Source organism: Streptomyces sp. TSRI0281 (genome assembly GCF_001905125.1).
Taxonomy (GTDB): Bacteria; Actinomycetota; Actinomycetes; order Streptomycetales; family Streptomycetaceae; genus Streptomyces.
Window position 1 is genome coordinate 15,505 of sequence record NZ_LWLE01000017.1, and the last position, 23,734, is coordinate 39,238.

At 73.1% G+C, this 23,734-nt stretch carries 15 protein-coding genes; 3 read left to right on the forward strand and 12 right to left on the reverse strand.

Going from position 1 to position 23,734, the window contains the following annotated elements; translation table 11 throughout:
- Nucleotides 1-51 precede the first annotated feature (51 nt).
- The 4 genes from A6A29_RS23100 to A6A29_RS23115 are packed head-to-tail and all read right to left on the reverse strand — an operon-like array spanning nt 52 to nt 4,368.
- Nucleotides 52-657, reverse strand: a complete 606-nt coding sequence (locus A6A29_RS23100; protein ID WP_073722497.1) for a GTP-binding protein — start codon at nt 655-657, stop codon at nt 52-54.
- A complete protein-coding gene (locus tag A6A29_RS23105; protein ID WP_073722559.1) occupies nt 638-1,075 on the reverse strand; it encodes a DUF742 domain-containing protein in 438 nt (145 codons plus the stop codon). Before A6A29_RS23105 ends, A6A29_RS23100 begins: the two co-directional genes overlap by 20 nt.
- A 9-nt stretch (nt 1,076-1,084) precedes the next feature.
- Nucleotides 1,085-1,528, reverse strand: coding sequence for a roadblock/LC7 domain-containing protein (locus tag A6A29_RS23110; RefSeq protein ID WP_073722499.1), 444 nt, complete (start codon nt 1,526-1,528; stop codon nt 1,085-1,087).
- Nucleotides 1,525-4,368 (reverse strand): sensor histidine kinase, encoded by a 2,844-nt coding sequence (locus A6A29_RS23115; RefSeq protein ID WP_073722501.1) that lies wholly within the window; start codon nt 4,366-4,368, stop codon nt 1,525-1,527. The genes A6A29_RS23110 and A6A29_RS23115 overlap by 4 nt, the downstream gene beginning before the upstream one ends.
- A gap of 622 nt (nt 4,369-4,990) precedes the next feature.
- On the opposite strand from A6A29_RS23115, the gene A6A29_RS23120 reads away from it, so the two are divergent.
- On the forward strand, nt 4,991-5,341 hold the full coding sequence (locus tag A6A29_RS23120; RefSeq protein ID WP_338012892.1) for a hypothetical protein: 351 nt from the start codon (nt 4,991-4,993) through the stop codon (nt 5,339-5,341).
- Nucleotides 5,342-5,447: 106 nt separating this feature from the next.
- Here the strand turns inward: A6A29_RS23120 and A6A29_RS23125 are convergent, their stop codons facing one another.
- The 7 genes from A6A29_RS23125 to A6A29_RS23160 form a co-directional block, all read right to left on the reverse strand.
- Nucleotides 5,448-10,256 carry a hypothetical protein gene (locus tag A6A29_RS23125; protein ID WP_073722505.1) on the reverse strand — a complete coding sequence of 1,603 codons (4,809 nt, stop codon included), beginning with the start codon at nt 10,254-10,256 and terminating at the stop codon, nt 5,448-5,450.
- A 114-nt stretch (nt 10,257-10,370) separates the two neighbouring features.
- On the reverse strand, nt 10,371-11,300 hold the full coding sequence (locus A6A29_RS23130; RefSeq protein ID WP_073722507.1) for a hypothetical protein: 930 nt from the start codon (nt 11,298-11,300) through the stop codon (nt 10,371-10,373).
- A 79-nt stretch (nt 11,301-11,379) separates the two neighbouring features.
- Nucleotides 11,380-12,906 (reverse strand): hypothetical protein, encoded by a 1,527-nt coding sequence (locus A6A29_RS23135; RefSeq protein ID WP_073722508.1) that lies wholly within the window; start codon nt 12,904-12,906, stop codon nt 11,380-11,382.
- Nucleotides 12,907-13,109: 203 nt separating this feature from the next.
- Complete coding sequence (locus A6A29_RS23140; RefSeq protein ID WP_073722509.1) at nt 13,110-16,817, reverse strand: hydantoinase B/oxoprolinase family protein; 3,708 nt, start codon at nt 16,815-16,817, stop codon at nt 13,110-13,112.
- 150 nt (nt 16,818-16,967) lie between these two features.
- Entirely contained in the window at nt 16,968-17,537 is a 570-nt protein-coding gene (locus A6A29_RS23145) for a DUF4240 domain-containing protein (RefSeq protein WP_073722510.1), read from the reverse strand.
- A 135-nt stretch (nt 17,538-17,672) separates the two neighbouring features.
- Nucleotides 17,673-19,091, reverse strand: a complete 1,419-nt coding sequence (locus tag A6A29_RS23150) for a hypothetical protein (RefSeq protein WP_073722511.1) — start codon at nt 19,089-19,091, stop codon at nt 17,673-17,675.
- 264 nt (nt 19,092-19,355) lie between these two features.
- The gene (locus A6A29_RS23160; RefSeq protein WP_073722513.1) at nt 19,356-19,748 is read right to left on the reverse strand and encodes an ankyrin repeat domain-containing protein; all 393 of its coding nucleotides are present in this window, start codon (nt 19,746-19,748) and stop codon (nt 19,356-19,358) included.
- Nucleotides 19,749-20,060: 312 nt separating this feature from the next.
- Between A6A29_RS23160 and A6A29_RS23165 the strand changes: the two genes are divergently transcribed.
- Nucleotides 20,061-20,255, forward strand: a complete 195-nt coding sequence (locus tag A6A29_RS23165; RefSeq protein ID WP_073722514.1) for a hypothetical protein — start codon at nt 20,061-20,063, stop codon at nt 20,253-20,255.
- 35 nt (nt 20,256-20,290) lie between these two features.
- Nucleotides 20,291-22,060, forward strand: coding sequence for a hypothetical protein (locus tag A6A29_RS23170; protein ID WP_073722515.1), 1,770 nt, complete (start codon nt 20,291-20,293; stop codon nt 22,058-22,060).
- 109 nt (nt 22,061-22,169) lie between these two features.
- Here A6A29_RS23170 and A6A29_RS23175 read toward each other — a convergent pair whose 3' ends face one another.
- On the reverse strand, nt 22,170-23,669 hold the full coding sequence (locus tag A6A29_RS23175) for an SCO1417 family MocR-like transcription factor (protein WP_073722516.1): 1,500 nt from the start codon (nt 23,667-23,669) through the stop codon (nt 22,170-22,172).
- Between the last annotated feature and the right edge of the window lie 65 nt (nt 23,670-23,734).

Consider the following 23,734-nt stretch of genomic DNA (forward strand, 5'->3'; position numbering starts at 1 on the left):
CCGTACCCCCTGCCGATCGGACGGGGGTACGGGCCGTGTGCCGTCCGGGGGTCAGGTGGTGGCGGGTTCCCTGGGCCGGTCGGCGCGGGCCAGGGCGTTCTCGACCACCGTGACGAGCACATCGCGTACGGAGGACCGGTCGCGTGCGTCGCACACGAGGACCGGCACCCCGGGGTCGAGGTCGAGCGCCGCCTGTACGGTCTCGGCGGGGAACCGGTCCGCTCCCTCGAACACGTTGACCGCCACGGTGAACGGGATCGCCCGGCGCTCGAAGTAGTCGACCGCCGCGAAGCAGTCCTCCAGTCTCCGGGTGTCCGCGAGGACGACCGCGCCCAGGGAGCCCTGGGCCAGTTCGTCCCAGAGGAACCAGAACCGGTCCTGGCCCGGCGTACCGAAGAGGTACAGCACCAGGTCCTCGCGGAGCGTGATCCGCCCGAAGTCCATGGCCACCGTGGTGGTGGTCTTGCTCTCGACCCCCTCCAGGTCGTCCACGGGGCGGCCCGCCTCGCTGAGTCTCTCCTCCGTACGCAGCGGTCTGATCTCGCTGACCGCACCCACCAACGTCGTCTTGCCCACTCCGAAGCCGCCCGCCACCAGGATTTTCAGGGTAACGGGCTCAACGGGCCGCCTTTTGCGGCTAGAGCGCCCGAAGGCCATTGATCACCTCGCGAAGAATGTTCACGTCCGGCAGCTCGGCCGGCGGAACGGGACGGGTTACGTGCACCAGCTCGTCCTCGACGAGATCGCCCACCAGCACCCGTACCACCCCTACCGGGAGGTCCAGGCCGGCGGAGAGCTCGGCGATCGACTGGGGCATGTCGCTGCACAGTTCGACGATCTCCACGTGTTCCGGGGAGAGCGTCTGATCCCGGCCGGGGTCGTCGGCCGCGGGTTCGGGGACGACGACCGCGATCAGGTCGAGTCGGTGGCGGGACGCGCTGCTGGTACGCCCCCGGGTCATCGCGTACGGACGGACCACCGGTCCCGCGTCCGCGTCGTACCAACGTGAGGACGGGGGGCCACCGGGGGCATCCGGAGTGCCGGGGACGGTGCCGCGGGAGGAGTCAGCGCTCATGCCATCCACTCACCCTCCGGCGGACAGACCGCTCGTCCGTGGGGCGTTGGCCAGATGGGCCCCCACGCGTTTGACCATCAGCGTCATCTCGTACGCCACCTGGCCCACGTCGGAGTCGGCATCGGCGAGGACGGCGAGACAGCTGCCGTCACCGGCGGCGGTGACGAAGAGGAACGCCTCGTCGAGTTCGACGACGGTCTGGCGTACCCGGCCGGCGTCGAAGTGCCGCCCCACGCCCTTGGCGAGGCTGTGGAAACCGGAGGCGACCGCGGCCAGATGCTCGCTGTCCTCCCTGGTCAGGTCCTGCGAGGTGCCGGTGGCGAGACCGTCACTGGAGAGCACGAGTGCTTTGCGGATACTGGCGACACGCTGCACGAGTTCGTCGAGCAGCCAGTTGAGTTCGCCGGACCCCTGGCGTTCGGAGTTGTGTGCTGCGGCGTTCGGTGCGGTCATCGACCGTCCCCTCCCGGAGTGGTTCCTGGTGCTGTATCGCCGGGGCCGGTCACGTCCTCGGCGTTCTGCCGACGGCCGCGCTGCCAGCCTCGTTGGAGCGAAGCCATACGGTCGCGTACTTCGTCCGCGTCGCGCTCGATGTCGTCGGCGCTGTCCACGGGGTCCTGGTGGGGAGACCGGTCGCCGGAATCACCACGGAGCTGGGGGGCGAGACTCGCCTGCCGGACCCGTTTCGGCAGACCGCCCACGGTGTCCGGGGCCGGCGGTTCCCCGGGGATCCGGAGCTCGTGGGGAGCCTCCGCCGCCTTGGGGGCGTACGGGCCCTCCGGTGCGCGGGAGGTGCCGGTGTGCGCGACCGGGCCCGTCGTCGTGCGGGACCGTCCACGGGACGGTGTCCCGGACTCCTCGCCCATGGGCCGGGCGCGGTCCGCGTCGTCCACCCGGCGCCCCCGGTCGGTGACGAGCGTCGGCGGCTTGCGGCGGGGCAGCGGCACCGGGCCGGCCGGCCGCATGGGACGGACGTCCGCCGTCGCGCCGCCGTGGTCGTGGGCCTGCTGATGCTCGCGGTCGCCGTCACGGCGCAGATCCCTGGCCCGGAAGATGCCGCCGCGTTCGCTCTCGGTGTCCTCCAGGTCGAGGACGCCGTCGAGGACGGGACCGAGCGCCGGGTCGAGGGACCGGTCGAGCGGGCCGTTCGCGAAGTCCAGTGGTCCGACGGGGCCTTCGAGCTCGATGGGGCCGTCGAGGACGGCCGGGTCGGTGAGACCGGTGGGGACCGGCGACAGGGACGGGGCTCTGCCGGTGCCGCCCGCCGTGCGGTCCTCGTTCTCCGGCATGCCGTCCCTCCTGGCCTTGTCGCTGCCCGGCGCGCCGTCCGCCGGGCGGCCGCCGATGATCGCCCGCTCGGCCCGGCGGTCGAGGCGGAATCCGGTGCCGTGGGTGTCGGGGGCGTCGGTCAGCAGGGCCGCCGGGATGAACACGACCGCGGTCGTGCCTCCGTACGGCGACTTCTGGAGGGAGACCCGGACGTTCTGGCGCTGGGCGAGGCGGCTGACCACGAAGAGGCCGAGCCGGTCGGTGTCGGAGAGTTCGAAGTCGGGGGTCTCGGCGAGCCTGAGATTGGCGTCCAGCAGCACGTCCGGGGCCATGCCGAGGCCGCGGTCGTGGATTTCGAGGGTGAAGCCGTTGGAGACGCGTTCGCCGTGCACCTGGACCGCGGTGTGCGGCGGGGAGAACACGGTGGCGTTCTCCAGGAGTTCGGCGATCAGGTGGGTGAGGTCGGCGACGGCCGGGCCGCCGACGCCGATCCGCGGCAGCCGCCGGACCTCGATGCGCTCGTAGTCCTCCACCTCGGCGACCGCGGCCCGGACCACGTCCATCAGCTGGATCGGCTTGCGCCACTGCCGGGACGGGGCGGCCCCGGAGAGGATCACGAGACCTTCGGCGTGACGCCGCATGCGGGTGGTGAGGTGGTCGAGGCGGAACAGGTCGGCCAGCTCGTCGCTGTTCTCGGTGCGGCGTTCCATGGCATCGAGGAGCGTCAGCTGACGGTGCAGGAGCACCTGGTTGCGGCGGGCGAGGTTGACGAACACCTCGGAGACACCGCGGCGCATGTCCGCCTGTTTGACGGCGGCCTCGACGGCGGCCCGCTGGAGGGTGTTGAGGGCCTGGCCGACCTGGCCGATCTCGTCCCGCTCGTACTGGAGGTGAGGTGCCTCGGTCTCGACGTCGACCTGTTCCCCGGCCGCGAGCCGGCGCATCACGCTCGGCAGCCGCACCCCGGACACCTCGTGGGCGTCCTTGCGGAGCCGGGACAGGTCGCGAATCAGCTCACGGCCGACGCGGACGGAGACGAAGATCGAGACCAGCAGGGCGAGGAAGCCGAGGACGCCCGCGACACCGGCCTGGATGAGGACCCGGTAGCCGGCCGGTTCGGCGCGGTCCTGGAAGCGGTTGGTCATCTCGGTGGAGTCGTTGGCCAGCCGGTCCAGTACGGGCGGGGCCACCTCCTGCCACCGTTCGGCGTCGACGGTGCCCGGCTCCTTCGCCGGACCGGCGTCGATCAGCGTGCTCTCCGCCGTGCGCAGCGGTTCGGTGTCGGGGCTGCCCCAGTACTGCTCGACGCGTCGGCGTTCCGACTCGGGCAGGAGCTCCAGGTTGATCTCGTACAGCAGCTTCCGGTTGGCGACGAGGTCGGATATCGCGCGCAGGTCCGGGGCGGTGAGGCGGCCCGCGATCAGTCCGGAGCCGATCAGCGCGTCCTCGCGGGACAGCATTTCACGGGCCCGGGAGATGCCGACCAGGGCGCGGACCTGCTTGTCCATCGACACGTTCTCCATGGTGTGGAGACCGTTCAGGAAGCGGTAGCACGGATCGACGAGGCCGTTGTAGAAGTCCATGGCCTGAGTGCGGCTGATGGTGCGTCTTTCGACCGAGTCGCGAAGGGCGTCGAGGCCGTCGACGGCGCTCAGGATCGAGTCGAGCTGGGTCTCGGCGGCGGGGCGCAGTGCGTCGCGGATGTCCGTCTGCTGTGCGCTGTCCCTGACCTCCGCCACGACCCGGTCGGTGGCGGCGCGCTGGCGGCGCAGCAGGGGCAGGGCGTCGGAGGCGCGGGGGTCGGCGAGGAAGGCGAGGGTCTGGCGGCGTTCTCCCTGCACCGCGCGGACGGTTTCCTCCAGGGGGTGGCCGACCTTCTCCACGATGGCGCTCGCGTTCATCAGGTCGTTGGCCTGGCGGCCGGTGAGGAAGGTGGCGAAGACCCAGAGGCCCGTGAGGGATACGAGCGGCACCAGGAGCAACGCCACGATCTTCCTGCGGATGGACTTCCCGCGAAAGCGCATGGCCTCCCCCAGATAGACCCCGCACCGCGGGGGTGGTGTTCCGTCGGTCCTGCTTCGACGTCCGCCGCTCGTGCGCCGACGTCCGTCGGTCGGCCTTGCGTCGACGACCGTCGGTCCTGCGTCAATAAACGGCGCGAGCCTACTACTGACACACAGGCAACTCGAAGGCACGTCCGGATGATTTTTCAGCCGCCCCCGGGCGAGTTGATCGTGAGTTGTCCTGGTATTCCCTGAGATGAAATTCGCGAAAGCGACAGAGGATGCGTGACAGAGCGCCGTATACCCGCACGTGGCAGTTGGCTGGAATTCTTCGCTCCGTGACGATCCGGCCTCCTTGGGGGCTTTCCGCGGGAATCTTCGGGGCTGTTCGTTCGTCCTTCTGTACGGGGGTAGATGGCACTGCGGGGCCTGCGCGGCACAACGGACTCGATCCGTCCGCGTAGAACGGGCGCAAGCCGGGCAGCCACCCTGAAGTCGGACAGTGGTGGGGAGTTGAAGGTCCTTGAACACGGACGAGCGCCGGAAGACCGGGAGACCGGCTGTCGCCGCGACGGCCGAGGCCTCACGAGGGGCTCGGATTCCTCGGCAGTTGTGGGTGGAGGAGCCGGCGTCGAAGAGACGGATGCCTGACGCGGTAAGGACATCGGCCGTGCGGGCCGTGCTGATCATGTCGCTCACGCTCATCCAGGCCATGGTGGCCTTTCTCTGCACCCTGACGGGTTCCTGGCTCGCCTTCCCGATGGTGCTCGGCGGAGTCGCCGGCACGGTGGTCGCGACCTGGTCCGTGCTGGATGTGTGGGTGACGCGTCAGGTGTGGAATCAGCGCAACGGTGTGGTGTCCGTGCCCAGCAGCACGGCGCGGCGGATGCGCCGCGAGCGCCGCCGGGCACGACGGGCGGCACGAGCCGCGGAGCGGGACGGCACAGGGATACGACAACGCCGGGAGAAGTCCGGCGACCTGTCCCGGGCCTGAGGGCCCGTGGCCCACGAGTCCGTGGGCCACGAGTCCGTGGGCCACGAGTCCGAGACCGGCCCCACGTCTCTGTCCGGATCGTGGGGCCGCCGCCGGGCGGTGCGGTTCAGCGGGTGGTCGGCTCCGGGCGCTGGACATCCGCCGCTGCCGGGGCCGACGTGCTCCGCTTGAACATGCGGGTCGCCGTGATCTCGCCGTGGACCGCCTCGCCGTCCGGGTGCTGCTGAGGCAGTCCGGGCCGCAGGTGCTCCTCCACGCTGATGTACTTCAGGCCCGCCCTCAGGTCCGCGTCGTTGCGCAACCTGATGACCAGCGGGAATTCGGCGAGCGCCGTAGTGTCGAACAGCCCGGTCGTGTAGAGCAGCTGGACACCGAGCGCGTCCGACACCGCACGCTGGAGCTCCAGCAGATAGGTCGCGTTGGCGCGGCCGATGGGGTTGTCGAGGAAGAGCGTCCCGGCGTGCCGGTGCTGGTGGCGGTCGCGTCCGCGGTCGTTGCTGCGCAGTGCCGCCATCGTGCAGTAGAGGGCGATGGCGGCGGTGAGCAGCTGGCCGCCGGAGAAGACGTCACCCATCTGTCCCACCGGGACCCGCTCGGCGCGGAGCACCGCGTCCGGCTTGAGGATCTCCACCGCGATGCCCTTGGGCTGGAGCGCCGCCTGAACGCCGCGCAGCAGCAGGGACATGCCGTCGCGGCGCAGGTCGGAGTTCTTCTTGAGCGCGGCGCGCGTGGCCTCGTCGACGACTTCCCCGAGGCGTTCGGTGAGCGTGGCCTGGTCGGGCTCCTCGAAGCGGATCCGGAGGAACTCCTGGCCCGACCACTCCCCCAGTCCTTCGGGGAGCTGGGAGAGCCGCTGCGCCGAGCGGAGGGTGGTGAGGGCGGACTCCACGAGGCCACGGAGCCGGTCGACGATGGAGTCGCGGTTGCGCTCCAGTTGCACCAGTTCGTCGGTGAGGACGCGCAGCCGGGGGGCGAACGCGGCGGCCCACTTCTCCGCGTGGTCGGGCAGCGCGGCGGCCGGGAGCTCACGGATCTGCTGCCGCGCGGGGGTGCGCACCTGTTCGTAGCGGGTGGAGTTGGCGTGCCGTACGAGGATGTCGCTCGCTTCCCGTACGGCGCTCTCGGCCGCCGAGAGGTCGCCGGCACAGCCGCGCAGGGAGCGGCGGGCCTCGGTGGCGGACTGCCGGGCCTCGTCGAGGCTGCCGGGATACGTGTCGGGGCTCTCCGCGTCGTCGTCAGCGCTGTGGTCCCTGAGCAGGTCGCGCAGGAGCGCGGCGGTCTCGTCGAAGCCGCCCGCCGAGTCCTCGGCGGAGCGGTGGGCGTGCAGCAGTTCGGCGTGGAAGGCGCGGGCGGTGTCCAGGGCGGCGGTGGCGGAGGCCCGTTCGGCCGTGGCCGTACGCAGGAGGCTCTGGGCCTGCTCGGCGTCGGCCGGGACCAACTCCTCGGGCAGCTCGGTGTGGCGTGCTTCGTCGTCCTGCGGTGCGAGCCTTTCCGCTTCGCCGCGCAACCGGCCCAGGTGTTCGCTGGCGGTGGAGGCGCGGGTCTCCAGGAGCTGGACGAGGGACTCGGCCCGGGACGCGGCCGCCTGCCGGGAGGGGCCGTCGGCGCCGTCGGTTCCTTCGAGGAGCTGGGCGGCACGGGTGCGGACCTTGTTGGTGAGGCGGTCCAGCTCGGCGAGCGCGGCGCTCTCGTCGCTCTCCGCACGGGCCTGTTCGGCGCGCAGGTCGGCGCCGACGCCCACCTTCTCGTAGAGCTGGGACGCGGCCCGGTACGCCTCGCGCAGGGTGGGCAGGGCGGTGCGGACGCGGTCCGCGTCGGGCTCCGGAAGCACTTCCGGGGCACCGGCGATCTCGGCGCGTTCGGCGCGCAGGGCACGGGCGGTACGGCGGGCGTCGTCCCCGGCGCGCTGGGCGGCCCGGCGGTCCTCGTCGGCGGCGCGGGCCCGGTCCAGACAGACGGTGGCGCGGGCTTCGGACTCGGCGGCCTCGTCGACCAGTTCGCGCAGGCGCGCCTGCCATCCGGCGCGCTCGCGGAGGCGGAAGGCGAGTCCGGCGAGGGCGTCGGCGGCGCGGCGGGCGCGCTGGGCGGCCTCCTGGCGTTCGTCGCGGACGCGGGCGGTGTCGGCGGCCGCCTCGTCGGCCTCGGCGCGGACCGTGCGGGCCTCGGCGAGTGCGGCCTCGGCCGCTTCGGCGGCGGTACGGGCGGTGGCGGCGGCGGTTGCCAGCTCGGCGAGCATGCCGGGCGGGCAGTCGGCGCGCCAGGAGCCGATACGGGCGGCGAGCGAGCGGTCGCCGGCGAGGCGGGCCGCGAGGGTCCGGATGTCCTCGTCGCGGGCGGCGGCCCGGCTCCTGAGCGCCTGCCGCTCCTCGTCCGCGGCGTGCTCGTCGTGCATGGCCGGGTTCGGCGGGACCAGGAAGACGCCGTCCGTGTGCGCGTCCGGCCCGGTGCCGGGGGCCGGGACGGGGGCGAGGAGCGCCGCGGTGGTACCGACGGCGACGGCCGAGCGGGGCAGCAGGGCCGCGGCGCCGAGGACCTCGCGGGCGCGGGCGTGCGAGTCGGGGTCGGTGATCACGACGCCGTCGACGAGCTCGGGGCGGGCCGCGAGCACGGCGGCGTGGTCGGCCGGGTCGACGGCCTGGGCGAGGTAGCGCCAGCCGGGCAGGGCGGGGATGCCGTGCTCACCGAGGTATTCGACGGTGGCGAGGACGTCGGGTCCCGGCGGCAGCAGACCGCCGTCGCCGAGTGCGCCGAGGATCCGCGCGTCGTCGGCGGCCGCGGTGCGCAGGTCGAAGAGCCTGCGCTCGGCGGCGGCGACGCCCTGGTCGAGGAGGTCCCGCAGTTCGTCGGCGCTGCGGTCGAACTCCTCGGCGCTCAGGGGCTGCTGTGCGGTCGCGGACTGGTCGGCGCCGGCGACCAGTCCCTGGCGGTCGGGGCCGGTCGCGGACCGGCCGTCGTCCTGACGGGTCCCGGTGGTGTCCCGGTGCGCGGTGCCGTGCGGGTCGCCCGTGGCCGGGTCCGGATCGGCCCCCGGGGTGTGGGCGCCGCGGCGGGGGTGCGGTACCCCGGAGGCGGAGGGCAGGCCCAGCAGGTCCGCGAGGCGGTGGTCGGCGGCGATCGATTCGGCGGCCCCGAGCTCGTCCTCGTACGACTGTTCCGCGGCGTTCGCGGCGTCGGCGGCGCGGGCCGCGGCGAGGTCGGTGCGGCTCTCCTCGGCCGCCGCCTCCCTGGCGTGGTCGGCGGCCGCTCTCGCGGCGTCCCGGGCGGTGTCCCAGGACGCGACGGCCGCCTGCTCGGCGTCGCTCGCGGCCAGGGCCGCGCGGGCCGGGTCGGCATCGGGCGCGGTGTCGTCGAGCCAGCCCGCGCGGACCGCTTCGGTGGTCTCCTGCTCGACCTCGGCCAGGCGCTGGCGCAGGTGGCCGGCCTCGCTGCGGGCGCGCTGGGCCTCGGTGGCCGCGATCGTGGCGTCGCGGTGGGCCCGCTCGCCGGTGGCCTGGAGGGTGTCGGAGCGCTCCTCCTCCTCGTTGGCCACGCGTTCGCCGTTCTCGGCGGCGGTGTGCAGGGCGCGTACGAGGTCGGCGGCGGCGGTGGCACGGGCGGCGAGCGCGGGGGCGGCGTCGCGTTCGGCCTCGCGGATGGCGACGGCGACCCTGGCCGAGCGGTCGGCGGCGGCACGGTGGCGCAGCACGGCTTCGGCGGCCTGCCAGGCGGAGTGCAGGGTCCTGGCCTCGCCGAGTTCGCGGCGCTGGGCCGCGGCGCTCTTCTCGGCCACGGTCAGGGCCAGCGACGCGTGCCGGTAGGCCAGTTCGGCCGCGATCAGGGCGCGGCGGCTGCGGGTCGCCTCGGCTTCGGTGACGGTGTGGGCGGCGGCGGTGACCTGCTGGGCCAGCTCGGCGGTGCGGCCGCGCTCCTCGGCGGCGCGGGCGGCGAGGCGGCGGGCGAGCGTACGGGTGCGGCGTTCGGCGCCCGCGTGGATGTCGCGGGCGCGGGAGCGGGTCGCGGTGGCGTCGACGATCCTGCCCAGCAGATCGACGGAGCCCGCGGTGAAGTCGCGTTCGGCGGTGAGTTCGGCGCGGCGGCCCAGCTTGTTGCCGAAGCCGCTGACGAGGTCGGCGAGGCCGTCGGTGTCGCGGGTGTCGGTGACGGCGCGGAGCAGCAGGTCGGTGAAGTCGGAGTCCTTCTTGACGGCGAAGAGACCGGCGGCCTCGCCCTCGTCGGCGTTCATCTCGCGCTGGTAGCGGAAGAGTTCGGGGTCGAGCCCGAGGTCGCCCAGGTGTTCGTTCCAGCGGTCGTGGATCTCTTCCCAGTGCACGTCGAGGTGCTGGTAGAACTTGCCCGCGTCCATCAGCGCGTCGCGGAAGCCCTTCATGGTGCGGCGCCTGCCCTGCGCGCCGGAGGCTCCTTCGACGGGGCGGCCCACGGAGGTGGCCTCGGCGACCGGGAGGTTGTCCAGGCTGAGTCCGGGGCCGGGGCGGAAGGAGTACCAGGCCTCGGCGAACCTGCGCGGGTCGTTGGAGACCTGGTGGCCGCGCCATTCGCTGACCTTGCCGACGACGACGCATTCGCCGGTGAGGGTGTGCTGCCACTCCAGGGCGACATGGCCGCAGTCGTCGGCGAGCAGGAACTTGCGCAGGACGCCGGAGCTGGCGCCGCCCAGGGTGTTGCGGTGACCGGGCAGCATCACCGAGAAGATCAGCTTGAGCAGGACGGACTTGCCGCCGCCGTTCTCCAGGAAGAGCACACCCGCGGGGGCCGGGCGGCGCGGCGGGCCGACCGGCTCGTCCTCGAAGAACTCGGCCTGGGCCGGCGCGGGGTTGGGTACCGGCTCACCGACACCGCGCAGGTCGAGGACGGTGTCGGCGTAGCGCGCACCGGCAGGCCCGATGGAGTAGAGGCGGACCCGGGACAACTCGTACATGGCGGCGGACTCTCGTCGTTCGGAAAGCGGGTGCGGAGCGGCAGGTGTGGGGCGGAGCGGCGGATGCGGGGCGGGAAGCCGTCGGTGGGCGGGAGGCGGCGGGTGGTGGCTGCGTCAGGCGTGGAAGGGCAGGCCCGCGTCGGCGGCCAGCTCCAGGTCGTCGGTGTCGGGCGGCGGCAGCAGGGTGGCGGTGCCGTCCGTGACGGGCACGACTCCGAGCTCCAGCAGCTCGGCCATGGCCGCGCCGCCCGCCATGTCGCGTACCTGGAGCTGGTAGCGGGCGGTGGTGCGGTAGGCGCCGCCCGCGTCGTCCCCGGTGCGCTGGAGGAAGCCGGAGTCGGTGAGGAAGGCGACGGCCTTGCCGATGATGCCGGTGGTGGAGCCGGCCAGTCGCCGGGCGTCCTTGGTCGCGCCGGTGGCGCTGCGGCGGGCGTAGATCCGCCAGCCGGCTTCCAGCCCCGGGGTGTCGGTGGCCGGGTCGCTGTTGTCGCCCTGTTCCTCGGCGCGTTCCTCCAGGCGGTGACAGGCCTGGCGGACGAAGGCGTCGACGCCGTTGACCGTGATCCGGCCGATGTACGCGTCGTCGGCGAGGTCCTCGGGGCGGGGGAAGGCCATGGCCGCGACCGCCAGGTGGGCGAGGCCGTGCAGGAAGCGGTCGGCGGCGTCGGAGGAGGCGCGGCGGGCGTAGTCACCCATGCGTACGGCGAAGACCGAGTCCTCGCCCGCGGTCACCGCCATGCCTGCCCGGGCCGACACCTCCAGGACGATGAGCCCGAGCCCGGTGGCGACGGCGTCGGCGAGCCGGGCGAAGGCGGGCTCCTCCCGGTAGCGGCGGAGCAGTTCGGCGTACTCGGCGTCCCGGGCGGGCAGCAGCTTGGGCTGCAGTCCGAAGGAGACCAGCCGTGCGGCGTCGGCGGCGTCGGCCGGGGTGACGGGGGTCGCGGTGACCGCTTCGTCGGGCGCCGTGGTGTCGGTGCCGTACGTGGGGTGCGTGCCGGACGGCTCGCCCCACGCGTCGGTGTGCTCGGCGTGGTGGTCGCTCACGGCCGTGGCTCCTTGCTGCGGAGGATCTTCGGTACGGGGTGGGGCCCGGAACCCGGCGGCGACGGGCGGTCGGCGGCGGTCATGACGCCTCCTTGCGGTCGGCGGCCATTCCGGCCGCGTCCAGCAGGGCCGTGCCCACTATGAGGTCGGCGCCGCCGAACTCCGGGTCGTCCAGCTGCGTACCGTCGTCGACCGCGAACAGCAGGCGCCGCTCGCCCTGCCGGTAGGCGGTGCCGACGGGCGGGCTCGCCGCGTGGACGGCGAGCAGGGCGACCAGATACGGCAGTTCGGGATCGCTGAGGCGGGCCTCGGCGAGCAGGCCGGAGAGCCGTCGCGGCGCGTCGTGTTCCAGTTCGAGCAGGGTCATGGCGCTCGCGAGCTGTTCCTCGCTGAACCGGCTGTCGTCCGGGGTGGCGATCAGATCGGGCTCGGGCATCTCCGCGCCGAGGTGCTCGCGCTCCAGGGGCGGGGTGAGGAGCATGTCGACCAGGTCGCCCAGCCGTACGGACGTGGGTGTGCGCAGTCCGGTGCCGTGCGCGAAGAAGGCGTCGGTGGCGCGGATCGACTGTTCGACGGGGAGCGGGAGCAGCGGGGCGACGAGCTGCCCGTACAGGTCGAGGCCGACCCGCGCGGTGGGGGCGGCGAACGCCTGCCGGTCCTGTTCCGCGCGGAACAGCGGTCCCGCCTCCAGCAGGCGTGACTGGAGCTGGGTGTGGCGGCGGATGCAGTCCTTGACGATGTCGACGAGCTCGGCGGCGCGCCGTTTGTGCTCGGGCTCCTCGGCCTCGTCGCGCGCCTTGCGGATGTTGGTGAGGATCGCGTTCTCGTGGCGGTAGCGGTCGGCCACGTGGTCCAGGGCTTCGTCGATCATGTCCGGGACGGCGTTGAGCCAGTCGACCGCGCGCACGTTGCGCCGGGTCGCCTCCAGGGTCCTGCGGAGCGTCTCGGCGTACTGCACGGTGCGGTAACGGGCCTGTTCGGCGGCGAGCTGGGCGTCGGCGAGGCGGCCCCGGCTGATCAGGACCTCCAGCTTCACCTCGGCCGCGATCTGGGCGCTGGTGACGTCGGTGTCCAGGGCGCCGACCAGGACGTTGACCGCCTCGTCGGTGGTGCGGAGGTAGACGCTGCCGCCGTAGCCCGGGACCTCTTCGATGAGCTTGAAGTCGTAGTCCCGGCGGACATACGCGCCGTCCGGCCCGAAGGTGCCGTACACCGCGCGGAATCCGCGGTCGACGCTGCCGACGTTGATCAGGTTCTCCAGGACCCAGCGGGCGACCCGCTCGTGCTCGGCGACGGGGCGCCGCGGGGCCTGCGCACCGACCCGGGGCAGGAGTCTGGCCACTATCTGGTCGTGGTCGGCGCCCGTGTCGAAGTCCATGTTGAGCGTGACCAGGTCGATCGCGGCGAGGGCGACCTCCGCCATCGCGTAGACCGTGTACTCACCGGCCAGGTTCGCCTTGCGCACGTCGAGGTCGTGCAGCGGCGCCGTGCAGGCGAGCGCGCGCAGCCGCCGCGAGAGCCCCTCGTCGGCGGCGGGGCCCGGGGCGGGCCGCGGCCCCGCGCTGAGCTGGGGCGCAGCGTTGTCCGTGTAGGCAGGCGAAGTCACGTGGGACAGATTAGGTCCTCGTACCGACAACGGTCGAAACGGCGCAGAAGCGACCGCCCCGGCCCGGGTGTTACGGAAGCCGGGAGCGGCTCCGTTCGCCCGGTGCGAACCGTACCGGGCGCGGCGCCCTCACCGGCCCCCGGGACCGTACCGGAGGCTTCCGCTCCCACCGGTCCCGGTACTCCGCGGTGGCAACCGCCGCGTCACTCGTCGCGGGGTCCGTATCCGCCGCCTCCCGGTGTACGGACGACCAGGATGTCACCGGCGTCCAGGTCCGCGGTGTCACAGCCCTTCAGTTCCGTGACGGTGACACCGTCGGCGCGCTCGATGTGCTGGCTTCCCAGGGCTCCGGGTCCGCCGCCCGCCATGCCGTACGGGGGGACTCGGCGGTGGCTGGAGAGCAGGGCCACCGTGACCGGTTCGAGGAAGCGGATCCTGCGCTCCACGCCCCGGCCGCCGTGCCACCGGCCCGCCCCTCCGCTGCCTTCGCGCACGCGGAAGCTCTCCAGCAGGACGGGCAGGCGCCACTCCAGAATCTCGGGGTCGGTGAGCCGGGAGTTCGTCATATGGGTCTGTACGGCGTCGGTGCCGTCGAAGCCGTCCCCCGCTCCGGACCCGCTGGCGACCGTCTCGTAGTACTGGACACGGTCGTTGCCGAAGGAGAGGTTGTTCATCGTGCCGGACCCCTCGGCCTGGCCTCCCAGGGCCGCGTAGAGGGCTCCGGTGACGGCCTGGGACGTCTCCACGTTGCCCGCGACGGTCGCCGCCGGGTGGACGGGTGACAGCATCGAGCCGTCCGGAATCCTTACGTCCAGGGGTTTGAGGCAGCCGCTGTTGAGCGGGATGTCCTCGGAGACCAGGGTCCGGAAGACGTACAGGACGGCGGCCATGACGACGGATCTGGGGGCGTTGAAGTTGCCCGGTTGCTGGGCGGAGGTGCCGGTGAAGTCGATCACGGCGCCGCGGGTGGCCCGGTCCACGGTCAGCGTCACGTCGATCACGGCACCGTTGTCGGTCTCGTAGCGGCAGGCGCCGTCGTCCAGTCCCGCGATGATGCGGCGTACGGATTCCTCGGCGTTGTCCTGGACATGGCCCATGTAGGCGTCGACGACCTCCGGCCCGAACTGGTCCACCATGCGGCGCAGTTCGGCGATGCCCTTCTCGTTGGCGGCGATCTGGGCGCGCAGGTCGGCGAGGTTGGTGTCCGGGTCGCGGGAGGGGTACGCGGCGGAGGTGAGGAGGTCCCGGGTCTCGGTCTCGCGCAGCCGGCCGTCGCGCACCAGGAGCCAGTTGTCGAACAGCACGCCCTCCTCGTGGATCGTGCGGCTGAAGGCGGGCATGGAGCCGGGGGTGATGCCGCCGATCTCGGCGTGGTGTCCGCGCGAGGCCACCAGGAAGCGCAGGGTGCCCGTCGCTCCCCCGGCCTCTTCGCCGCCCCGTCCGTCCCTTTCCTCTCCCCCGTCCCCTCCGCCCCCTCCGTCCCTTTCCTCTCCTCCGTGCGCTCCGCTGCTTCCGTCGAGGTCGAACACAGGCGTCACGACCGTCACATCGGGCAGATGTGTGCCTCCGTGGTACGGGTCGTTGATGGCGTACACGTCGCCGGGGCGCAGGGTGCCCTCGTTGCGCCGCAGCACTTCCCTGATGGACTCCCCCATCGATCCGAGGTGCACCGGAATGTGCGGCGCGTTGGCGATGAGGTTGCCGTCCGCGTCGAAGAGGGCGCAGGAGAAGTCCAGCCGTTCCTTGATGTTGACGGAGTGGGCGGTGTTCTCCAGGCGTACGCCCATCTGCTCGGCGATCGACATGAAGAGGTTGTTGAACACCTCCAGCATCACCGGGTCCACCCTGGTACCGACGGCGGTGCGTTCGGGGCGGGGGCGGGCCCGCGTCAGCACCAGATGCCCGGTCGGGCCGGCCTCGGCCTGCCAGCCGGGATCGACGACCGTGGTGGCGTCGTCCTCGGCGACGACGGCGGGGCCGGTCACGGTGTCCCCGGGGCGCAGGTCCTCCCGACGGTGGAGCGGGGTCCGCCGCCATCGGCCGTCGGCGAACATCCTTACGGTGTCCCTCGGTCGCAGCGCGCCCTCGCGTGCGGTGGCGTCGGGCCGGTGCGGGGTGTGCGGCCCGGCCGTGCCGGTCGCCTCCACCGAGACCGCCTCGACGACGAGCGGTTTGTCCATCGTGAACCCGAAGCGGGCCCGGTGGACGGAGGTGAACTCCTCGGTCATGGCGGAGACGGTGTCCAGGGCGACCGGCAGCGCCGCGTCCGTACCCGCGTACCGCAACAGCGCTCGGGCCCCGGTGCCGATGGCGGAGTCGGGCACCCCGTCGCCCCGGAGGTCGGCACGGGCACGGCCTGCCAGTTCGGCACAGAGCCGGGCCACCCGTTCCCGGACCGCCTCGTCCAGTTCGGCCTCGACGGACTGTTCACGCATCGAGGTGGCGTCGGCGAGGCCGATCCCGTACGCGGAGAGCACCCCGGCGAGCGGTGGTACGAGGACGGTGTCGATACCGAGGGCGTCGGCGACCGCGCAGACGTGCTGGCCGCCCGCCCCGCCGAAGCCGGTGAGGGCGTAACGAGTGATGTCGTGGCCGCGCTGTACGGAGATCTTCTTGACGGCGGTCGCCATATTGAGCACGGCGATCTCCAGGAAGCCCTCGGCGACCTCCGCGGCGGTGGGCCGGTTCCCGGTGGCCGTGGCCACCTCGGCGGCCAGGTCCTCGAAGCGCTCACGTACCAGGGCCGCGTCGAGGGGCAGGTCCCCGTCCGGGCCGAACACGGCCGGAAAGTACGCGGGCTGGACCCGGCCGAGCATCACATTGGCGTCCGTGACGGTGAGCGGTCCGCCGCGCCGGTAGCAGGCCGGGCCGGGCACGGCGCCCGCCGAGTCGGGCCCGACGCGGTAGCGGCGGCCGTCGAAGTGCAGGAGGGAACCGCCGCCCGCCGCGACCGTGTGGATGCGCATCATGGGCGCGCGCATCCGTACCCCGGCCACCTGGGTCCCGAGTTCCCGCTCGAACTCGCCCGCGTAGTGCGACACATCGGTGGACGTGCCGCCCATGTCGAAGCCGATGACCCGGTCGTATCCGGCCTGCTGCGACGTACGGGCCATGCCCACGACGCCGCCTGCCGGGCCGGAGAGCACGGCGTCCTTGCCGCGGAAGTGGGCGGCCGCCCGCAGGCCGCCGTTGGACTGCATGAACATCAGCCGGATGCCGCCCAGTTCGGCGGCGACCTCGTCGACGTACCGGCGCAGGATCGGCGAGAGGTAGGCGTCCACGACCGTGGTGTCGCCGCGCGGTACGAGACGGATCAGCGGGCTGACCTCGTGGGAACTGCTGACCTGGGTGAAGCCCGCTGCGCGTGCGGCGGCGGCGACGGCCTGTTCGTGGGCGGGGTACCGGTAGCCGTGCATGAGGACGACGGCCGCGCTGCGGATGCCGTCGTCGTACGCGGCTCTCAGCTGTTCGGCCACCGGGGCGGGATCGAGGGGTTTCACGGTCCGGCCGTGGGCGTCGATCCGCTCCGGGACCTCGATCACCCGGTCGTGGACGGCCTCGGGAAGGACGATGTGCCGGTCGAAGAGGTGGGGGCGGTTCTGGTACGCGATCCTCAGCGCGTCCCGGAAGCCCCGGGTGATGAGGAGGACGGTGGGTTCGCCGCGCCGTTCCAGCAGGGCGTTGGTCGCCACGGTGGTACCCATCTTCACGGCCGCGATCCGGTCGGCGGGCACCGGGTCCGCGGGGCCGAGGCCGAGGAGCAGCCGGATCCCGGCGACGGCGGCGTCGCGGTAGCGCCCGGGGTCGTGCGAGAGGAGCTTGCGGGTGATCAGGTGGCCGTCGGGGTGGCGGCCCACCACGTCGGTGAAGGTGCCGCCCCGGTCGATCCAGAACTCCCAGCGTCCGGTCATCTCGCCATTGTGGCTCCGGGCGCCGGAGCGCGCGGGGACGGGACTGCGCGGGGCGTGGCGCAGCCCGCCCTCCGGCGCACCACCCGTCGCGCGCCCGCCCGTGTCCGTCCCCGCGCTCAGGCGCCACCGGTCCGGGCAGGCGCACTCGGCTCAGCTCAGGAAGAGTGCCGCGAGCCGGGGGAGGCGGCGCCGCATCTCGTCGTCGTCCTCGGCGTCCCAGTCGTCTCCGGACGGCTGTACGGGGTCCGTCCTTCCCGCGAGGGCCGCCTCCACCGCCGTGTCGAGGGACTCGGTCTCGCCCGTGATCCCGCGGTACGCCTCCGCTGTCGGCCCGCTCAGCGACTCGTAGCCGATCCAGCCGCTCCCGCCGCTCATCCGGACCACCACGGGCAGCTCGGCCAGGGAGTCGGGATCGGCCACGGCGCGGGTGAACGTCTCCCGTCCGAGCAGGATCAGCCCGTCGCGGAAATCCCTGAACCCGTCGTCCCCGCAGCCGCCCTCGATCAGATAGGCCGCTTTCCACAGCGGCCACCGGTACGCGGCGGCGGCGACCTCGATCGCCTTCACGGAGAAGTCGACGATCTCCGTCGGCCGCCGTGCGGCGAGCACCTCGGTCAGGCGGTCGGGCAGCGGGTCGTCGGGCGGGTCGCGGTCGTCCGCCCGGTCACCGGCCGCCCCGCGCGCCCGCTCGACGATGTCCCACCAGTCTTCGGTATCCATGAACCGAGAGCGTAGATCGGGGGTACGACAACGGCCGGGGCGCTTGCGGCGCGCGGATCCCGACACGTGCCGAAACCCGCCGATGTACCGGCCCAGGTCCCCGGCCCCGGGTACGCCCGGCCCCGGGTCCGCGCGTCAGACGGCCGGTGCGTCGGGACCGATCCGGCTGCGTACGGCGGTCTGCACCTCGGCCTCCTCGGCAGGGTCCGCGGCCAGCCGGCGCAGGCGTTCGGCGACCCGGATGTCCCCGGTCTCCGCATGGAGCGCGGCGACCTCGCGCGTGGTCTCCTCGCAGTCCCACAGGCACTCCACCGCGAATCCGGTGGCGAAGGACGGGTCGGTGGCGGCCAGCGCCCGTGCCGCCCGGCCCCGCAGGTGCGAGGAGGACGTCTCGCGGTAGACGTGGCGCAGTACGGGGGCGGCGCAGGCGATGCCCAGGCGGCCGGTGCCGTCGACGAGGGTCCACAGCCGCCGGGCGTCGGGCCCGTCGCCGCGTACGGCTTCGCGCAGGGCGCCGAGCACGAGAGGGGCGTCCTGGGCCGTTCCCCGGCAGGCGAGGAGTCCGGCGGCGGAGGCGCCGAGCGCGTCGGGCCGGTGCGCCCAGCGCCGGGCCCGGTCCACGGCGGCTTCGCCGGGCATCCGCTCGAAGGCGGCGACGGCCGCTTCGGCGACGGTGCGCGAGGGGTCGGCGGCGGCGGCCTCGACCAGGTCGAGCACGGCCGGGTCCCGGGCCTCCACGAGGTAGTGCAGTGCGGCGCAGCGGGCGCCTTCGGGGCCGCTGCGGGCGGCCTCGACGATCATCGGCCGGTCGTCGGGACCGGCGACCGCGGCGAGGCAGCGGGCGGCGGGGACGTGGAGTTCGCTGCCGCGTTCCAGTGCCTGCTGGGCCCAGTCGAAGACGGCCTGGACGCTCCAGCCGGGGCGGGGGCCGCCGGCGCGCATCTGACGCTGCCACCGGTCGAACGAGCCCTGTTCGGTGGCGGCTCTGACCCGGGCGCCGACCGCTTCGCGCGCATCGTCGGCCCACAGCCGCCAGGGGCGCGGTTCGTAGGCGTCCCGTACGGCGACGGCCAGTTCGGCGGCGCCCTCCGGGGTGGCCGGGAAGCGGCCGAGCACGGGCACGGCGAGGGAGCGCAGTCCGGCGTCGTCGTCGCGCAGGGCCAGCTCGTCCAGTGCCCAGGCCCAGTTGGCGCCGGTGGCCGCGTACCGCCGCAGCAGGGCGAGCGCGTCGTCGCGCCCGTACGAGGCGAGGTGTCCGAGGACCGCGAGGGCCAGGCCCGTGCGTGAGTCGTCGGTGTCGACGTGGTCGTCGGGATCGCGCAGGTGCTGCTCGATCTCTTCGATGCCGCCGTCGAGATCGAGGTACAGGCGCGCGTAGTAGAGGGAGCGGTTCTCGACCTGCCAGTCGTGCCGCGGGTCGCTCAGAACGCAGTGGTTGAGAGCCGCGAGGGCCTCGGGGCGCGGCGCGGCGAGCGCGTGGAGGGTGCCGTCGCCGCGGCCCCTCTGCAACAGGCCGAGCAGGGTACCGCTCGGCGCTATGAACGGATCGAACATGGAAAATGCCTCACATCAAGCTGTCGACGCAACCGGGACTGTGCCGTTCCACGTGCCCGTGGGCACTATGCCGCGCAGCAACATGATCGGCCGACCGCCGTCTTCTGCCTGGTGTAGACCATCTTCCTCTGCCTCTCGTCGGTGGTCCTGAGCGGACCCGCGACGTCATGATGACCCAGCCATTTCGCCACCGCGACCACATTTACGACGGACCGGTCAGCGGACATACCGGCGGGCATGCCGCACACCGTGCCCGCGGGCGCCTCAGCGGGCACCGAAGCGTTCCAGCAGGTCGGTCTTGCCGAACATGTGCGCCGTGTCCAGCGCGGACGGCGTTCCGGCGGCGGGGTCGGCGCCCGCGGCGAGGAGTGCGTCGATCACGCTGTTCTCGCCCTTGAAGACGGCTCCGGCCAGTGGGGTCTGGCCCCGGTCGTTGGCCCGGTCCGGGTCGGCGCCGCGGGCGACGAGGGCGGTGACCGCCGGGGCGTGCCCGTGGTAGGCGGCGAGCATCAGGAGCGAGTCGCCCCGGTCGTTGGTGAGATTCGCGGGTACGCCGGCGTCGACGTACGCGGCGAGCGCGTCCGCCTCACCGCGGCGGGCCAGGTCGAAGACCTTGGTCGCCAGCTCGACCACCTCGGGATCGGGGGTTTCGCTCATCGGACGGACCGCCTTTCATCACCGTTACTGCTGCCGCTGACCTGGTGGGGAGTACGGCACGGGGCCGTACGAGTGAATCGACAGGGTACTGCTCCGGGGCCGACATGACCCGGCCCGGATGCGGCAACGGATCACCGCGAGTGACTCCTGCCCGGCGGGGACGCCGAAATGCTCCGGCCGAACACCCGACTTCCTTCGACCAGTCAGGTGAAAATGCATCTTTTTCACCTGAATGACCCCTTTATCGTATAGATACTTCCTGTGAGCCTGGAAGGACTCATGGTGACTGTCCCCTCAACCAGGAGAACACTCATGATCCTTTCCATCTCGGGCGTCGTCCTGCTCGGCATCATCGTCTTCCTGTTCTTCAAGAAGGACGGGCTCAAGGCGTCGCACGCCCTCATCTGCGCCCTGTTCGGCTTCTATCTGGCCGGCACCGCCATCGCACCGAGCATCACTGCGGGCGGGGCGAGCCTCGCCGGCCTGCTGGGCGGGATCAAGTTCTGACGCTCCGCAACCGCTTCCACCTTCAGGAGACAGACGTGGCCCGGCGACCACTCCCCCGCATTCTGAGCAGCGGCAGCGCTTCGATCACTCGCAGTCGGGAGATCGCGCGTACGGCCGCCGACAGCGCCACCGACGTACTCCATCCGCTGATCACGGTCACTCGTGGTCTGCGGCTGCTGGCCGTGGCAGGACGGCAGAAATGGATCGCGACACCCAAGGAGCGGCGCGGTCCCAAGCTTTTCCTCGCCGCGGCCTGCGTGCTCGTGGTGGCGCTCATCCCGCACGGGCCCGTGCTGGCCCTGGTCTCGGTGATGGGCGCTGCCGCCTGGAAGGGACGGGAACGCACGCCCGTGAAGACCGGCCCCGACGACGCCGAGACCGGGCGGCTGCGGTCCCTCTACGAGGCGCTCGTGCCGTACTTCTCCGTGGCCGACGACCCCAGTCCGCTGTTCTCCCACGGCGGCGACTGGGAGAAGGTCTTCGGCGGTTTCGCGTTCGACGACGACGGCCGTCCCACCCGTCTCCAGGTGTCCTACCCGGCGTACTTCACCGACGGCGAGGCCGCCTCCCGGACCCGGATCGAGCAGCTGCTGCACGCCAAGTCGGGCCGCGGCCGCGAGTACCACTTCGCCTGGGACGAGGAGGCCAACCAGCTCGTGATGACGGTGCTCGACCCGCTGCCCACCTCGATCGCGGCCCAGCGCTTCGTCACCGCCCCGGGCGAGACCGTCCTCGGCTTCACCGACGCGGGCGCGGTCCCGCGCACCGTTCCCGTGCGGGACGGCGACGAGACCCGCGACGCCTCCCCCGTCGTCTGGCGGACCGGCGCCCGTTGCACGGAACCCCATCTGCTGGTCGTCGGGCAGCCCGGCAGCGGCACCACGACCCTGCTCCGCTCCATCGCCCTCCAGGCCCTCCAGCACGGCGACATCCTCGTCGTCGAGGGCAGCGGAGCCGGAGAGTACGGCGCTCTGACCGGCCGGGCCGGAGTCCTCGCCGTGGAGTGCGGGCTGACCGGAGCGCTGGCGGCCCTGGAGTGGGCCGCGCACGAGACGGAACGCCGCCTGATCGCCGCCAACCGCGCACGGCAGGCCGGGCACCCCGCTCCCGACGACATCACGCGCCCGCTCTGGGTCCTGCTGGACCGGCCGAGCGCCCTCGGACACCTCGCGGCGGCCGACGGCAGGCCCGATCCGCAGGAGCTGCTCCAGGTTCCGCTGCGGCACGGCCGGGCGGCAGGGGTCACCGTGGTGATGACCGACCAGTTCGACAGCCTGGACACCCTCAGCGAGACCGTACGGACCCACACCCGGGCCCGTGCCGTCCTCGGCCCGGCCTCGCGCGAGCAGATCGAGTCCGTCCTCGGTACCCAGCCGCACACCACCCCGACCGCGGAGGTCCCGGCCGGCCGGGGGTACGCCCGGCTCGGCGCGGGACCGGTGCTGCGGCTCCAGGTCCCGGCCACACCCGACCCGTACGACGACGCCACGAGCGCCACGCACCGGCAGGCGGTGCTCGATCTGCTGCCGGCCCGGCACCCCCAGGACCCCCAGGACCCCCTGGGCCCCCTGGACACGGACGTTCCCGGCCGGGAGACGGACGGGGAGCATGTCGCGGAACCCCTGCCGGTGTCTCCGCCGATGTCCCTGTCGATGCCGCGGTCGATGCCGGAGGAAACGGTCACGGCCGAAGTGATCCGGGCGGAGGCCGAACCCATGGCGACGGTGCCGATCGAGGCCGTACCGATGGACGCCAGGCCCTCGGAGCCGCAGGGCAAGCCCCAGCCGGCGGTGGCCGAGGGGTGAGTCCCTCCGCGCACACGACGGCGGGCGGACGGACCGCGCACACGACGGCGGGCGGGCGGCGGGTCCGGTGACCTGCCGTCCGCCCGCCGTCCCGCGAGGTACGCGGCTCTCAGGCCACGAAGCTCCGCGGCGCCTCGACCCCGGCGCCCGCCCCCGACCGCACCAGCTCCGCGGCGGCCGCGAGCCGGACGGCCGCCTCGTCCGCCACCGGGCCCCCCACGGTGAACGGCAGCCGTACGTAACCCTCGAACGCCCCGTCGACGCCGAACCGGGGACCGGACGGCACCCGCACGCCCACCCGCTCGCCCGCCACGGCCAGCCGGGAGCCGGAGAGGCCGCCCGTCCGCACCCACAGGGTCAGCCCGCCGCCCGGCACCTCGAACTCCCAGTCGGGCAGCTCCCGGCGCAGCGCCGTGACCAGGGCGTCCCGGTTCTCCCGTGCCTGGCCGCGCCGGACCTCCACCGCCTGCTCCCAGCCTCCGGTACGCATCAGCCAGTTGATGGCGAGCTGCTCCAGAACGGGTGTGCCCATGTCGGCGTAGGCGCGGGCGGCCACCAGGCTGCGGATCACATCCGGGGCGGCCCGCACCCAGCCGATCCGCATGCCGGCCCAGAACGCCTTGCTGGCCGAACCGACGGTCAGGACCGTGCTGCCCGCGGGATCGAACGCGCAGACCCGGCGCGGCATGGCGACATCGGCGTCCAGGCGCAGCTCGCTCATGGTCTCGTCGACGACCAGGACCGTTCCGGCGGAGCGGGCCGCGTCGACCAGGGCCCTGCGCTGCTGTTCGTCGGCCAGGGCACCGGTGGGGTTGTGGAAGTCGGCGACGACATAGGCGAGCCGGGGTGCGGAGTCGCGCAGCACCTGCCGCCAGCGGTTCATGTCCCAGCCGCGGAGCCCCTCCTCCATCGCGACCGGTACCAGCCGGGCGCCCGCCTCCCGCATCAGCTGGAGGATGTTGGCGTAACTGGGCGACTCCACGGCGATGCGCTCACCGCGTGGGGCGAAGAGATGGCAGATCGCGTCGATGGCGCCCATCGCGCCGGTGGTGACCATGATCTGTTCCGGCATCGTCGGGATGCCGCGTTCGGTGTAGCGGTCGGCGATCAGCTGCCGCAGCGCGGGCAGACCGGCCGGGTAGTCGCCGTGCGTGTGCGCGTACGGCGGCAGTTCCTCCAGCGCCCCCTGAACGGCCCGGGTCAGCCATGGTTCGGGGGCGGGCAGCGAGGCGCAGCCCAGGTCGATCATCGAGCCGAGCGACTCCGGGGGCAGCGGTTCGAGCCCGCGGGCGGGCAGCGGGTTGCCCGCCGGGACCGCCGTCCAGCTGCCCGCGCCGCGCCGGGACTCCAGGAATCCTTCGGCCCGCAGCGCCTCGTAGGCGGCGGCGACGGTCGTCCGGCTGACGGCCAGGGCCAGCGCCAGCTCCCGTTCGGCGGGGAGCCGGGCGGCGACCGGGACCCGGCCTTCGAGGACGAGCAGCCGCACCCCGTCGGCGAGGGCGCGGTAGGCGGGCGGCTTGCGGCTGCCCGGTCCGGCGGGCCGGGGCTGCTGGGCCTGGAGCTGCCGGGCGAGCTGCGCCGCACCGACCGTCGAAGTCCACTGCACCATCGAAATCAGTCCACCTTCCTCGGATTGGCCATAGTTGGCAGCCAATCCCCTGCCACAGAGTGACA

Bases quoted from the DNA above. Each gene is read 5' to 3' on its own strand.
- A6A29_RS23140 (WP_073722509.1), bottom strand. From the start codon at position 16,817: ATGACCGGACGCTGGGAGTTCTGGATCGACCGGGGCGGCACCTTCACC.
- A6A29_RS23125 (WP_073722505.1), bottom strand. From the start codon at position 10,256: ATGTACGAGTTGTCCCGGGTCCGCCTCTACTCCATCGGGCCTGCCGGT.
- A6A29_RS23105 (WP_073722559.1), bottom strand. From the start codon at position 1,075: ATGAGCGCTGACTCCTCCCGCGGCACCGTCCCCGGCACTCCGGATGCC.
- A6A29_RS23120 (WP_338012892.1), top strand. From the start codon at position 4,991: ATGCCTGACGCGGTAAGGACATCGGCCGTGCGGGCCGTGCTGATCATG.
- A6A29_RS23110 (WP_073722499.1), bottom strand. From the start codon at position 1,528: ATGACCGCACCGAACGCCGCAGCACACAACTCCGAACGCCAGGGGTCC.
- A6A29_RS23175 (WP_073722516.1), bottom strand. From the start codon at position 23,669: ATGGTGCAGTGGACTTCGACGGTCGGTGCGGCGCAGCTCGCCCGGCAG.
- A6A29_RS23100 (WP_073722497.1), bottom strand. From the start codon at position 657: ATGGCCTTCGGGCGCTCTAGCCGCAAAAGGCGGCCCGTTGAGCCCGTT.
- A6A29_RS23150 (WP_073722511.1), bottom strand. From the start codon at position 19,091: ATGTTCGATCCGTTCATAGCGCCGAGCGGTACCCTGCTCGGCCTGTTG.
- A6A29_RS23145 (WP_073722510.1), bottom strand. From the start codon at position 17,537: ATGGATACCGAAGACTGGTGGGACATCGTCGAGCGGGCGCGCGGGGCG.
- A6A29_RS23115 (WP_073722501.1), bottom strand. From the start codon at position 4,368: ATGCGCTTTCGCGGGAAGTCCATCCGCAGGAAGATCGTGGCGTTGCTC.
- A6A29_RS23160 (WP_073722513.1), bottom strand. From the start codon at position 19,748: ATGAGCGAAACCCCCGATCCCGAGGTGGTCGAGCTGGCGACCAAGGTC.
- A6A29_RS23165 (WP_073722514.1), top strand. From the start codon at position 20,061: ATGATCCTTTCCATCTCGGGCGTCGTCCTGCTCGGCATCATCGTCTTC.